The organism is Sodalis glossinidius str. 'morsitans' (assembly GCF_000010085.1).
GTDB classification, from domain to species: domain Bacteria; phylum Pseudomonadota; class Gammaproteobacteria; order Enterobacterales; family Enterobacteriaceae; genus Sodalis; species Sodalis glossinidius.
This window is the reverse complement of sequence record NC_007712.1, coordinates 50,198-62,492: the sequence shown is the minus strand read 5'-3', so window position 1 is coordinate 62,492 and position 12,295 is coordinate 50,198. Positions and strand designations below refer to the sequence as shown.

14 protein-coding genes are annotated in these 12,295 nt (G+C 56.2%); 3 read left to right on the top strand and 11 right to left on the bottom strand.

Going from position 1 to position 12,295, the window contains the following annotated elements; genetic code table 11:
- Window positions 1-27 precede the first annotated feature (27 nt).
- Genes fliP through fliR form a run of 3 tightly spaced genes read left to right on the top strand, consistent with a single transcriptional unit; the run spans window position 28 to window position 1,882 of the window.
- Window positions 28-798, top strand: a complete 771-nt coding sequence (gene fliP, locus SGP1_RS00335; RefSeq protein WP_011409908.1) for a flagellar type III secretion system pore protein FliP — start codon at window positions 28-30, stop codon at window positions 796-798.
- A gap of 18 nt (window positions 799-816) precedes the next feature.
- Entirely contained in the window at window positions 817-1,086 is a 270-nt protein-coding gene (gene fliQ, locus SGP1_RS00330) for a flagellar biosynthesis protein FliQ (RefSeq protein WP_011409907.1), read from the top strand.
- A 7-nt stretch (window positions 1,087-1,093) separates the two neighbouring features.
- Window positions 1,094-1,882, top strand: coding sequence for a flagellar biosynthetic protein FliR (gene fliR / locus SGP1_RS00325; RefSeq protein ID WP_011409906.1), 789 nt, complete (start codon window positions 1,094-1,096; stop codon window positions 1,880-1,882).
- Window positions 1,883-1,932: 50 nt separating this feature from the next.
- Here the strand turns inward: fliR and flgL are convergent, their stop codons facing one another.
- The 11 genes from flgL to flgB form a co-directional block, all read right to left on the bottom strand.
- Window positions 1,933-2,874, bottom strand: a complete 942-nt coding sequence (gene flgL, locus SGP1_RS00320; RefSeq protein ID WP_011409905.1) for a flagellar hook-associated protein FlgL — start codon at window positions 2,872-2,874, stop codon at window positions 1,933-1,935.
- A 56-nt stretch (window positions 2,875-2,930) separates the two neighbouring features.
- Entirely contained in the window at window positions 2,931-4,601 is a 1,671-nt protein-coding gene (flgK, locus tag SGP1_RS00315) for a flagellar hook-associated protein FlgK (protein ID WP_011409904.1), read from the bottom strand.
- Window positions 4,602-4,732: 131 nt separating this feature from the next.
- On the bottom strand, window positions 4,733-5,650 hold the full coding sequence (gene flgJ, locus SGP1_RS00310; protein WP_011409903.1) for a flagellar assembly peptidoglycan hydrolase FlgJ: 918 nt from the start codon (window positions 5,648-5,650) through the stop codon (window positions 4,733-4,735).
- On the bottom strand, window positions 5,650-6,747 hold the full coding sequence (locus SGP1_RS00305; protein ID WP_011409902.1) for a flagellar basal body P-ring protein FlgI: 1,098 nt from the start codon (window positions 6,745-6,747) through the stop codon (window positions 5,650-5,652). The genes flgJ and SGP1_RS00305 overlap by 1 nt, the downstream gene beginning before the upstream one ends.
- 30 nt (window positions 6,748-6,777) lie before the next feature.
- Entirely contained in the window at window positions 6,778-7,539 is a 762-nt protein-coding gene (locus SGP1_RS00300) for a flagellar basal body L-ring protein FlgH (protein WP_011409901.1), read from the bottom strand.
- Between the two features lie 63 nt (window positions 7,540-7,602).
- A complete protein-coding gene (gene flgG / locus SGP1_RS00295) occupies window positions 7,603-8,385 on the bottom strand; it encodes a flagellar basal-body rod protein FlgG (RefSeq protein ID WP_011409900.1) in 783 nt (260 codons plus the stop codon).
- 20 nt (window positions 8,386-8,405) lie between these two features.
- Window positions 8,406-9,164 (bottom strand): flagellar basal body rod protein FlgF, encoded by a 759-nt coding sequence (locus tag SGP1_RS00290; RefSeq protein ID WP_011409899.1) that lies wholly within the window; start codon window positions 9,162-9,164, stop codon window positions 8,406-8,408.
- A 12-nt stretch (window positions 9,165-9,176) separates the two neighbouring features.
- Window positions 9,177-10,391 (bottom strand): flagellar hook protein FlgE, encoded by a 1,215-nt coding sequence (flgE, locus tag SGP1_RS00285; RefSeq protein ID WP_011409898.1) that lies wholly within the window; start codon window positions 10,389-10,391, stop codon window positions 9,177-9,179.
- Between the two features lie 51 nt (window positions 10,392-10,442).
- On the bottom strand, window positions 10,443-11,252 hold the full coding sequence (locus tag SGP1_RS00280) for a flagellar hook assembly protein FlgD (protein WP_011409897.1): 810 nt from the start codon (window positions 11,250-11,252) through the stop codon (window positions 10,443-10,445).
- An 11-nt stretch (window positions 11,253-11,263) separates the two neighbouring features.
- A complete protein-coding gene (flgC, locus tag SGP1_RS00275; RefSeq protein ID WP_011409896.1) occupies window positions 11,264-11,668 on the bottom strand; it encodes a flagellar basal body rod protein FlgC in 405 nt (134 codons plus the stop codon).
- 6 nt (window positions 11,669-11,674) lie between these two features.
- Window positions 11,675-12,088 (bottom strand): flagellar basal body rod protein FlgB, encoded by a 414-nt coding sequence (gene flgB, locus SGP1_RS00270; RefSeq protein ID WP_011409895.1) that lies wholly within the window; start codon window positions 12,086-12,088, stop codon window positions 11,675-11,677.
- Window positions 12,089-12,295: the final 207 nt, after the last annotated feature.

The following is a 12,295-nucleotide window of genomic DNA, read 5'->3' as shown; positions in this document are numbered from 1 at the left end:
ATGCCGATTCAGCGTGCTCCGCGCGGCATGCGGCGCGGGCCGGCTCGCGGCGTGTGGCCGCTTGTGCTGCTGGCGCTGCCGTTACTGATAATACTACTGCCTTTTCAGGCCGCCCACGCCGCACAGCAGGGGCTCATACAGATGCATCCCCTACCCGACGGCGGCCAGCGCTGGTCGCTGCCGGTACAAACGCTGGTATTGCTGACCTCGCTCACTTTTTTACCGGCGGCGCTGCTGCTGATGTCGGGATTTACCCGCATCATTATCGTGCTGAGTATCCTGCGCAATGCGCTGGGCACGCCCTCCGCCCCGCCCAATCAGATTTTGCTCGGGCTAGCATTATGTCTGACCTTTTTTGTGATGTCGCCGGTGCTGGACAGTATTTACCGCGATGCCTACCTGCCATTTTCCCAGGACCAGATTGATATGGACACGGCAATAGAGCGGGCGGCGCAGCCGCTGCGCCAGTTTATGCTGACCCAAACGCGGGAAACGGATTTATCGCTTTACGCCCGCCTGGGCAAACAGGCGGCGTTCGCCGGTCCTGAGCAGGTGCCGATGCAAATCCTGCTGCCGGCATTTGTCACCAGCGAACTCAAAACCGCCTTTCAGATCGGTTTCACGCTGTTTATTCCGTTTTTGATTATCGATTTGGTCATCGCCAGCGTCCTGATGGCGCTGGGCATGATGATGCTACCGCCTACGACGGTATCGCTGCCGTTCAAACTCATGCTGTTCGTGATGGTGGACGGCTGGCAACTCTTGCTGGGGTCACTCGCCCAAAGCTTTTTCAGTTAACCGATACGAGGCCGTGCCATGACGCCGGAAGCCGTAATGACGCTGGGTTTTGACGCAATGAAAGTCGGGTTGGCGCTCTCCACGCCTCCGCTATTGGCCGCCATGGTCACGGGCTTACTGGTAAGCCTGCTGCAGGCGTCCACTCAGATTAACGAGATGACGCTGTCGTTCATCCCGAAAATTCTGGCGGTCATTATCTCTCTGGTTATCGCCGGCCCCTGGATGCTCAGCCTGCTGCTGGATTATGTGCGTACGCTGTTCAGCCAGTTGCCCTATTCGATAGTGTAAGGAAACTATGCTGGACTTGACCGCCCTGCCGAGCGCCATCGGCCCGCATTTCTGGCCGCTGGCGCGTTTACTGGGGCTTTTTGTCAGCGCGCCGCTGCTCAGCGAAAAAATCATCGCGAAAAAGGTGAAAATCGGCCTGGCTGTGCTCATTACGCTGCTGATTGCCCCCGGGCTGGAGCCGGTGGCTACCCCCCTGGTTTCCGTGGCGGGGCTGTGGCTTATCATGGCGCAGCTTCTCATTGGCGTAATCGTGGGGCTGACGCTACAGCTCGCCTTTAGCACCGTGCGCTTCGCCGGCGAAGTGATCGGTTTGCAGATGGGACTCTCGTTCGCCACCTTTTTCGACCCCTTTAGCGGGCCGAACTCCCCCATTATTGCCCGCCTGTTAAATCTTCTGTTGCTCTTGCTGTTCCTCTCTCTCGACGCTCACCTGGTCATGATTGATGCCCTGGTCGACAGTTTTCAACTGCTCCCTATCGCGCCGCTGCCGCTTAACGGCGAAAGTTTCCTGGCGCTGGCGCGCGCCGTCGGCCTGTTGTTTTCCTGCGGTCTGATGCTGGCGCTGCCGGCAATGACGCTGCTGCTGTTGCTCAATATTACCCTGGGGGTGCTGAACCGATTAACACCGCAATTCTCCGTGTTTGTCATTGGCTTTCCTCTAACGCTCGGCGGCGGACTGCTGGCGCTGATGCTGGTCATGCCGCTGTTGGCAACCTTCGCCGAAGGGCTATTTACCACGCTTTTTCAACATCTCTCCGCCATACTGACCACCATGGTCGGCGGCCAGCAGGCATAAAAAAACCGGCACGAAAACGTCTCGGCGCCGGAAGTAGCCTAAGCGGATACTTACTTGATTTTGTTGAATAACGACAGTTCATTCATCATCTGAAAGACCATCATTGTGGAGTCCATCGCGACTTTGGATAAGCTCAGCTCCGTCACCAAGGCTATTTGCGAACCCGTATCCTGCCCCAGACCCTGCTGCAGCCGATCGGTGATCCCCTCGTGTTGGCTTACGCCGGCAGCGTCAAGATGGTCGAGCAGTTGCAGGTTAAGACCGGAAACCACCTGCGCATTACCGACGTTATCTTCTGTCTTTCTCACCGCGCTTCGGGCGGCGTCCATTACCGCTTTCAGGTCCTCGCCGGGCCACGCGCCGCCCCCGCCATTACCCGCATCGCTCTTTAGCGCGCCGATGAGCGCATCCAGTTTTTTGAAAACCGTATCCTGACCCTCGACATTGAAAATATCGCTGCCGATATGGCCAATTTTCATCTCCCGGCCTTCGTCTACCTGCTGGCCGATGGCGGTAGCGCCGCCCTGATAAACAATATCATCGCTGCCCTGCACCTTTTGAAAAGGCTTCACATCGGCTTTATAGCCGGCAAAGATATAATTTCCGCTGGTGTCCTGAACGTTAGCGCTGGCGAGGAGATCGTCGCGCAGGCCCTCCAACTCCTGAATTATCGGCGCGAGATCCCCCCCCGCCGGTTTCTGGATGGCCATGATTTTGGCATTGATGGCGGAGAGCGTATTGGTGACCGTTTGCAGCGTATCGCCCTCTTTCGTTAGCACGGCCCGGGCATAACCGCGCGTGCCGCTGTAATAATTCAACTGCGCCAGGGCGTTACGGTAAGTCACCGCGTCCATCGCCGCGGCGGGATCATCGGACGGGCGCAATACCCGGCTGCTGGCGCTCAAACGCATGGCCACATCATTAAAGCGTGACGCGGAGCTCATGATGAACTGGGTTTGCTGTTGATACATATAGTGGGTGCTGAGATTCATTATTTACCTCGTCAATGGCTGCCATAATGCCGGCAATTGGGTCACGTGGTGGCGATTTAGCGGATAGTAAGCAGGGTATCCAGCAGTGAATTAGCGGTTTGCAGCACCTGGGCGCTGGCATTGTAATACTGCCGGAACATTTCCATTTGAACGTATTCTTGGTTGAGATTAACCCCGGTTTTCTCGCTACGCTCCACGTAGGCGTCCTGGAAAGCTTTTTCCTGCGAGCTGGACGTTTCCCTTAAATTGAGGGTGGTGGTACCGACATAGCCAATCAGGCCGGCATAGGCATCACTCAGCGTGGCGCCATTGATTAATTTCTCATGCTGGATATTGCCGAGCGCAATGCTATTACCGTTGTTGCCCGTCTCTTTGCCGTCTGTATCTTGTGGCTCTTTTTTGCTGGCGGCGGCAATCTCATCGCCGTTTTTGATGCTCACCGCCACGCTGTCGGCAATACCGTTAAACGGATTTAATTGGTAGCTATCACCCTCTTGCGGATCACCCTCCACCGCTACCGTGACCCCCTCGAACGTCAGTTTGTCGTCGACGAAAGTAGATTCTACCTTTCTGCCGTCAGCGGTACCCTTGACCTGCCACGTGCCGTTCTCGAAACGCAGGGTATAGTCCTGCGGTTTCGCTACCCCGCCAACAGCGTCTGGGTCGGTGTTGAGTCCGGTCACCGAAAGGCTGGCTTCGCCTTGGTTTCTCCCGTTGGCGATGGAGTTGGGTAACGCGTAGCTGAATAGGTCCTCACCCTCTTTGCCGTTATCGTCATAGCCTTGCTTGTTCACCTGGTTGAAGCGATTACTTAAATGCAGCGCCAGCTCATTTAACCGGTCACGGATTTCCGGCAGGTCCTGATTGTGAAACGCCAGTAGTCCGCCCAGAACGCCCTTGTCCAGTAGGCTATCCTGTAGAGGGATAATGGCGTTCTCGGCATCGCGATAGGCAATCACTTGGCGCCCCGGGTTGTTATTATCGGTCGTGACTTCCAGCGCGTTGGCCTTGTCGCCGCTCACCAGCATATGACCATTACTCAACGTGACGTTGACCGCCCCGGTGCGACTGTCAATCTGCGTGTTGATGCCGGTTTGCTGGCTCAGCGCCTGTAACAGTGCATCACGCCTGTCCAGCAGATCGTAGGCGCCGCCCCCGTCAATGCTCTGTCGGTTGCTAATCTCCCGATTCAAACTTGCCAGCTGGCCAGTCAATTGATTGATGTTGTTAACCGACTGCCGGATGTCCTGATTATTTTTCTGCTCTTGTTTGCTGAGCTCATCGCTGAGTTTATTGAAGCGTCCGGTCAGTTCTTTAAGGGCCGTAAACGCACTACTGCGGTAGTTACTGTTCTTCGGCACTGTGCTGATGTCCTTCAGCGCATTGAACAAGCTGTTGAGCTTGGTATCAATGCCGTTGTCGGTTCTGCTGAACTCCAGATCCAGCGAACTCATCTTGTCATAATGCGCGCTGCTGGCCCGCAGCAACGTTTCCGTCCCCCGCACCCGCTCATTGGCATATTCATCGAAAGCGCGGGCAACCCCCTCCACGCGCACGCCGTTGCCGATATGGCCCGTTGAGGTCACTCTTCCCCCCGCAGCGCCCAAGATAATGTTTTGCCGGCTGTAATAGGGGTTGGTGGCGTTGGCGAGGTTGTTGCCGATGACGCTCAGCGCCTGCTGTCCGGTTTGCAAACCGCTGCTGGCAATATAATAAAGGTTTAGCATAAGGGTACTTGCTCCTGGTCAGAATGTGGCCGGCCAGCCAAAGCGTTGATGACCGGCGAGGGCTTATTTTCCTATCGGCCGGCGGGGAAAAAACTCAAGCGCGCCGGTCAGAAAAGAGTGGCGAGATCGTGCTAATAGGCCGCCTGCGCGCGCTGCCCAACCGTTTTCAATTGCGCGATGATAGTGATCAATTTGTCGGCATAATGCGGATCGGTGGCATAGCCGGAGGATTGCAGCGATCGGGCCGCCTGTTCCGGCGTGCGGGCCTGCATGACCCGTCGATAACGGGGGTTTTCCGTCAGCAACCGTGTATAATCCCGCAGCGCCTCGCCATAAGAGGCATAGACGCGAAATTTCGCCTTCACCTTCTGCATGACCCCGTCCACCCATTCGGTCGTAGTAATTTGCGTGCTTTCGCCCAGCCAGCCGGCATCCGCTTTAATGCCAAACAAATTGTGGCTCGGCGCACCGTGAGCGGTTTTGATTTCCCGAGCGCCCCACCCCGATTCCAGCGCCGCCTGCGCCACGATGAGCTGATGGGGAAGCCCGCTATCGCGTGCCGCTTGCTGAGCCGGTGCCGTAATGCGAGCAATAAAGCCGTCGGTATCGGTCTGCCATTCCCACGGCGCGTCGACGTACGCCTCGGGTGGGAACGCCAGGCCATCAACGGTAAGTTGCACCGGCGGCGGCCGCAATCGCGGGTCGATACCCTGGTACACCGGCCTCGGCGCCGGCTGGGCGGCTGGCGCATCATCGCCACCGAGCTGTCTGCGCAGGGCCTGGGCCAGCCCCACGCCGCGGGCCGTCAGATCCTGAGCCAGCTGCTGGTCGTACAGCGAGGTATAGAGCTGGGTCTGGGTGCTGGTCAGCAGCCCCTCCTGCGGGAGCGCGGCGCGCATGCTCTTGAGCATCATGTCCACAAATAGCCCCTCGACCTGGTGCGCTGCGTCCGCGACCCCCTGACGCGATGCCTGCGCGGCGCGGATTTTCATGGCCTCCAGTTGGGAAAAATCCAGCGTGGAGCCGAACAATGCGGTGCCGTCACTCATTAGTTGATTTCCAATTTGGCATTTAAACAACCGGTGCTTTGCATAGACTGCAAAATTGCCATCAAATCATTCGGCGTAGCGCCGATGCCGTTTAGCGCGCTGACAACATCATTGAGGTTCGCGCCGGCGTCGATTTGCTGCAGGGCGCCCCCTTCATTGCGCACGTTGATCGCGGTTTCCGGCACCACCACCGTGCGCCCGCCGCCGAAAGGCGTGTCAGGCTGGCTGACCTTGTAGGTCCGGTTGACTTCGACCGTCAGCTCGCCATGGGCCACGGCGCAACTACCCAGCACCACGTCACGGTTCATCACCACCGAGCCGGTACGCGAATTGATCACCACCACCGCATCGGTAGGGCCGAGCGTAATGGGGATATTTTGCAAGCTGGCCAGGAAACGGACTTTGCCCGGCCCGTCGGGCGGCACGGCGACGTTGATCGTGCGGCTATCCAGCGGCAGCGCGCTACGGTGGCCGAAATGACGATTGATGGCGTCGCTTATTTGCTGCGCCAGCGAAAAGTCGTCGTTATTCAACTGCAGCATAATAACGTTGCCGCCGGCAAAATCCGCCGGCACGCTACGCTCGACGATGGCGCCGCCGCTGATACGTCCGCCGTTCAGTTGATTCACCTGCACCCGATTGCCGCCCGCCTGCGCGCCGGAACCGGAAACCAGTATATTGCCCTGTGCCAGCGCATAAACCTGGTTATCCACGCCCTTCAACGGCGTCATCAATAGCGTCCCGCCGCGCAAACTTTTGGCGCTGCCGAGCGAGGAGACCACCACATCGATCTTCTGGCCGGCTCGGGCAAAAGCGGGCAATTTAGCCGTTACCATCACCGCCGCGACGTTTTTCAACTGCATGTTGGTTCCCGTCGGCACAGCAACGCCCAGTTGGGAAAGCATATTGCGCAAGCTTTGCGTGGTGAACGGCGTCTGGGTGGTCTGGTCGCCGGTGCCGTCCAGGCCCACCACCAGACCGTAGCCGATTAACGCATTCTCCCTCACGCCCAATACCGTGGTGAGGTCGCGGATACGCTCCGCCTGAATGGACGGCGCTAGCAACAGCCCGGCGATAGCGCAGAGGGATAACATCATTCTCACAACCGATTTGTTCATTCCTTATCCTTAAAAGGGGAAATAGTTAAGGAAGAAACGCTGTAACCAACCCATTTGCTGTGCTTCATTAATATAGCCATCGCCGACATATTCGATTCGCGCGTCGGAAACCAGCGTCGACACCACCTGATTGTTGCCATCGATAGTGCGGGGGTTGACGATGCCGGAAAAACGGATGAATTCCGTGCCCTGGTTAATGGCAATCTGCTTTTCCCCCACGACGCGTAAATTGCCGTTGGTGAGGACGTCGATCACGGTTACGGTGATGGTCCCGCTGAAGGTGTTTTTAGCGGCCGCGCCCCCCTTGCCGTTAAAACCGTTACTACTCTCGATATCCGTCGCCAGACGATCGCCGCCGATTAACCCGTTCAGCATGCTGGGGAGGGCGTTAATGCCCAAATCCGCGTTGCCTTTGCGATCGGCGTTGGAGGAGGAGCTTTTGCTGGCGCTGACGTTTTCTTGCAGCATAATCGTCAGCGTGTCGCCAATATTGCGCGGCCGGCGATCCTCAAACAGCGGCTGATAGCCATAATTCATCGCCTGGCCGGGCTGAAACACCGAGCCATTAACGGCGATGGGCATGGGCGCCGCAGGTGCCGCGGTAGTCGCACCGGCCACCAGCGGACGAGGCGGCGGCGCGGCGCAACCGCCGAGTAGTAGAGTGGCCAGGGCAATGCCGCTTCCCCTGATAAGGGCGCGGTGCGCGGCGCGCGTGCCGTGACGCCGGCACCCAGCGAACCTTGGCGATGTGAGCTGAGTCATATTTTCCATAAATGTTGATCACGCAGGTGAGAAGAAAAAGCGGGGCCGGACGCCGGCCCCCTGATGGCGCCCCTAGAGCTGCGCGAGTCGCTGCAGCATCTGATCGGAGGTGGATATCGCTTTGCTGTTCAACTCATAAGCGCGCTGGGCCTGGATCATGGTAATCAGCTCCTGGGCGACGTTGACGTTGGAGTTTTCCAGGAATTGCTGTTTGAGCGCGCCAGCTCCGTTCATGCCGGGCTTATTCTCCATCGGTGCGCCGGAGGAGGGCGTCTCGTAGTACAAGTTTTCCCCCAGGCTTTGCAGACCGGCATCGTTGATGAACGTGGCGAGGTTCAATTGCCCCACTTCTTGCGGCTCGGTTTGTCCGGGTAACGCGACGCTGACTAAACCGTCTTTGCTGATGGTCAGATTGGAGGCGCCGTTGGGTATCATCACCGCCGGCTGGATGGGATAGCCGCTCGAGGTCACCAATTGGCCGTACTGATCGCGCTGTAGTGATCCATCGCGGGTGTAGGCGTTGGTGCCGTCCGGCATCAGTACCTGCAGGAAGCCCGACCCCTCGATGGCCACATCGGTGGGATTACCGGTATTGGTCAACCCGCCCTGCAAATGGATGCGTGTAGTGGCAACGGGCCGCACGCCGGTGCCCAGCTGGAGTCCGGAGGGAATAGTGGTCTGTTCGGAAGATTTGGCGCCCGGCTGGCGCACGGTTTGATAGAGCAGGTCCTCGAATACCGCCTGTTGGCGTTTAAATCCCATGGTGGACACGTTGGCGATATTGTTGGAAATCACGTCCATATTGGTCTGCTGCGCTTCGAGACCGGTCTTGGCAATCATTAAAGAGCGCATCATGTTCTTTTCTCCTTCCTGGCTTAACCGATAGCCAACAGCTGATTACCGGCGCGGGCGTTATCGTTGACGTTGCTGATAACTTTCATCTGCATTTCAAAGCTGCGGGCGTTGCCTATCATCTCCACCATGGTCTGGACCGGGCTGACGTTGCTGCCCTCAAAGGCGCCGGGCGTCAGGCGCAGCGTAGGATCCGCAGGCAGCACGGCGCCGCGTTGCGCGCGCGCGGTATCGGTGAGATTAAACAAGCCGCTATCGTCGTGGCGCAAACTGTCGGGTTCGAGACGAACCAGCTTTAGCTGGCCAATCTGGACAAGGGTTTTCGGCTCATCGCCGTCGCCCAGGACGGACAGCGTGCCGTCCGGGCCGAAGGTCACAGCCGCGCCGGGCAGCACCGTCAGCGGCTGGCTATCGGCGCCCAGCAGCAGGTAATTCTGCACCCTGAGCCCTCCCGCGCTATCGATCTCGATCCGGCCGTTGCGGGTATAGGCTTCGCCGCCGTCGGGCAACCGCACCGCCAGCCAGCCGTGCTGGTCCAGGGCCACATCGAGATTGTTGCCGCTGATATTAATAGGGCCAGGGGAAAAATCGTTGCCCGGCACCGACGGTACGACCAGCGTGCGGGTGGCTAGGGTCGGCCCGTTGACCGGCGCGGCGCGAAAGGCGGCCAGTTGCGCCCGAAAGCCGGTAGTCGCCGCATTGGCCAGATTATTGGCGGCCACGCTCTGTTGCGTCAGCGCTGCGGAGGCCGCGCCCATGGCGGTATATATCGCGCGATCCATGGCACATTATCCTCAGCGCATACTGACCAGCGTTTGCAGCAGCTGATCCTGGGTTTTAATCGTCTGGGCATTGGATTGATAGTTGCGCTGCTGGGTCATCATTTTGACCAGCTCGTTGCTCATATCCACATTCGAGGCTTCCAGCATCTTGCCCCTGATGACGCCAAAGCTACCGGTATCGGAGGTGCCGATAAGCGGTGCGCCGGAGGCGCCGGTTTCTGTCCAGCAGTTATCCCCGCTGGGCTGCAAACCGCCGGTGTTGGTGAAACTGGCCATCACTACCTGCGCTATCAGTTGGGTCTGCTGATTACTGTAGCTTGCGATAATTTCCCCATTATCGCCGACGGAATAGCCGTTGAATTTGCCCACCGCATAGCCATTGGTCTGGGGTAAACTCATTGTCCATTCGGTACCCTGCTGTTTCAGCCCGAAGAGCGTAATGTCAAACTTTAATTCATTCGCCCCATTGAGTTTTGCGCTTTCAAAGGGGAGCTTTGGAGTTGTTTTTTCATCAAGATTACCGTACGCATCAAAAGTGATGTCTTGACTAAATATCTTAGGTTTTTTATCTTTATCATTGGGATCTAATAATACAGGCGCGGTTTCGTCATAGCATTTTACCGTCCACTGACCAGCCTCTTTTCCCTTAATATAATAAACCTTGATGTTGTGCGGATTACCCAAGCTATCATAGGCAGTAAACTGCGTGGAGTAGTTATAACTTTTCGGCTCTTTAATATCGAATTCCGCGACTTTCGGTGGTTCAGAGTTGGAGGGAAGGTTGTCACCCAAACTGCCTTCTGTAGATACCGCTCCTGGCATCGGCGTATCGGGCACGGTAATATTTCCCAAAGGCGTGCCGGTGGCTTTGTAACCGGTCAGATATTTACCCTGTTTATTAACGATCTCTCCATATTTATTGCGCTCAAACTCGCCGTTGCGGCTATAGTAAATTTTCCCGCCATTATCCGCGAGGCGGAAAAAACCGCTTCCCGCAATCGCCATATTGATATTACCCGCCCCCGCAATCATCGTGCCGTCATTGAAGTCTTGCTGCACCCCCGCCAATTGCACCCCAAGTCCTATCATCGATTCCGAAAACATATCGGCAAAAGAGGCCGATGATGATTTGAATCCGACCGTTTGCGCGTTGGCGATATTATTACCGATCACATCCAGCGCCTGCGCTGCGGCGTTAAGGCCGCTGACTCCCTGAGCGAATCCCATAGTGATAATCCTCTTTAGGTGAAATGTAGTGGTATTGGATGTATAGATTAATTATTCAACCAATATGACATCCTTAAGATAAATAGAGCCGTCTAACCCCAACGCCAATTTCGCGCTACCGTTGCTGAAAAAGACATTTTCGACTTTGGCGGCCTTAAGGGCGTTTACCGTCGGACGGCTTTCATCTTTGTTTTTAGCTTCAATGCTAACGTCATAGTGTTTGGCTTTCTCATCATCAAGAGGGGAAAGAACGATCGGCGGCATCGTTTGCGTCTTGCAGATATCCAATTTATAGGCGCCAGGTTTCACATCTTTGTAGTCTTGCGTATAGGTTTTGCCTTGCTCATCGGTGAAGGTCACCCGGACTTCATCCGCGCCGCTGGGCAATTCAAAACCATAAGCCGTCTGCCCCTCAAACGAAACCGAAGGCTTACCGACAATAAGCACGGTGCGACCCACCCAATTGGACAAATTGACCGCCTGCACGCTATTGACCATGTTCCCCATGCCCAGCACGGTGTTATTTAATTTCTCCACCCCGAGGGCGACATGCATCTGCGCCATTTGTGAGGCGAGCTGGTTGTTGTCCATGGGGTTGGTGGGATCCTGATTTTTTATCTGCGCCAGCATCATTTGCAGAAAATTATCCATCAATTCCTGGGTACCCTGGGACTGGGCGTCCATGGCCGACGTCGCGGCGCGGCTGTCGCTGATCGCGGCATCATTGTTGCCGGCTTTTAATGCCCCGCGCGTCTGCGCGTTCAAGGCGAAGTTATTCCCCGTTGCCGATGCATTCCGCGACGCCAAAAGGGGGGAAGCGCCGCGGGAATACTCACTGGGCGCCAGACCTGCTAATTCCATCGGTTTGTCCTTTACTGGCCCATCGCCAGGGTTTTCATCATCATCGACCGGGCGCTATTGATGACCTCAACATTAGCCTGATAGCTGCGTGACGCGGACAGCGTATTCACCATTTCCGCAACCCTATTGACGTTGGGCATTCGGATATAACCGCGGTCATTGGCCAGCGGATGGCCCGGATCATAAACCAGCCGCCAGGGAGCAGGATCCTCAACCACCTGGCTCACCCGCACGCCGCCCACCGGCTGACCCAATGCGGCATCGAGTTGAAAAACCACCTGTTTTGCCCGATAAGGCTCGCCATCGGGGCCCGTGACACTGTCAGCGTTAGCCATATTGCTCGCGCTGACGTTTAAACGCTGTGATTGCGCCATCAGCGCCGAACCGGAGATATCAAATATGCTAAATAGCGACATACAGATTTATCCTTTGGAAAGAACAGACATCATGCTTTTGATTTGCCCATTGATGAAGGACAGACTAGCCTGATATTTCATGCCGTTATCGGCGAAATTCACCCGCTCGCGATCCATATCTACCGTATTGCCATCCGCGGAGGGCTGATCGGGAATACGATAAAGCAAACTGTGATCGGCATGGGCAACCCCCTCCGCCGGTATATGCTGCCGTGAAGTGAGTGATAAACTCAGGTTATTGCTCCGCTGTTGTCCCTGTTCAATCGCACGGCGTAATTCCCGCGTGAACGGGATATCCCGTGCCTGATAGCCCGGTGTATCAGCGTTGGCGATATTGGCTGCCAGAACGTCCTGGCGCCGATTCAATATATTCAGCGCGGCCTGTTGAAAATGAATCTCTTCATTTATTTTATTAAACATTATTTTAATAATTCATGTTATTTAATTATTAATTATAATAGATGCCTACACGGGCAATGGGCGAAATAGTGGCTCATTCGCCGTTTATTTAGCCTTATAATTCTTACGCGCTGTTTCTATACTTACTCCCCATATTACGGCAGCCGTTAACAATGGGACGACACTAGGGAAAATACTATGAAAGGACTAACGTCTTCTTGGTGGAAA

Bases quoted from the DNA above. Each gene is read 5' to 3' on its own strand.
- flgJ (WP_011409903.1), bottom strand. From the start codon at position 5,650: ATGAGTGACGGCACCGCATTGTTCGGCTCCACGCTGGATTTTTCCCAA.
- SGP1_RS00280 (WP_011409897.1), bottom strand. From the start codon at position 11,252: ATGGAATTAGCAGGTCTGGCGCCCAGTGAGTATTCCCGCGGCGCTTCC.
- flgK (WP_011409904.1), bottom strand. From the start codon at position 4,601: ATGCTAAACCTTTATTATATTGCCAGCAGCGGTTTGCAAACCGGACAG.
- fliP (WP_011409908.1), top strand. From the start codon at position 28: ATGCGGCGCGGGCCGGCTCGCGGCGTGTGGCCGCTTGTGCTGCTGGCG.
- fliR (WP_011409906.1), top strand. From the start codon at position 1,094: ATGCTGGACTTGACCGCCCTGCCGAGCGCCATCGGCCCGCATTTCTGG.
- flgC (WP_011409896.1), bottom strand. From the start codon at position 11,668: ATGTCGCTATTTAGCATATTTGATATCTCCGGTTCGGCGCTGATGGCG.
- flgG (WP_011409900.1), bottom strand. From the start codon at position 8,385: ATGATGCGCTCTTTAATGATTGCCAAGACCGGTCTCGAAGCGCAGCAG.
- SGP1_RS00305 (WP_011409902.1), bottom strand. From the start codon at position 6,747: ATGATGTTATCCCTCTGCGCTATCGCCGGGCTGTTGCTAGCGCCGTCC.
- SGP1_RS00300 (WP_011409901.1), bottom strand. From the start codon at position 7,539: ATGGAAAATATGACTCAGCTCACATCGCCAAGGTTCGCTGGGTGCCGG.
- fliQ (WP_011409907.1), top strand. From the start codon at position 817: ATGACGCCGGAAGCCGTAATGACGCTGGGTTTTGACGCAATGAAAGTC.
- flgL (WP_011409905.1), bottom strand. From the start codon at position 2,874: ATGAATCTCAGCACCCACTATATGTATCAACAGCAAACCCAGTTCATC.
- SGP1_RS00290 (WP_011409899.1), bottom strand. From the start codon at position 9,164: ATGGATCGCGCGATATATACCGCCATGGGCGCGGCCTCCGCAGCGCTG.
- flgE (WP_011409898.1), bottom strand. From the start codon at position 10,391: ATGGGATTCGCTCAGGGAGTCAGCGGCCTTAACGCCGCAGCGCAGGCG.
- flgB (WP_011409895.1), bottom strand. From the start codon at position 12,088: ATGTTTAATAAAATAAATGAAGAGATTCATTTTCAACAGGCCGCGCTG.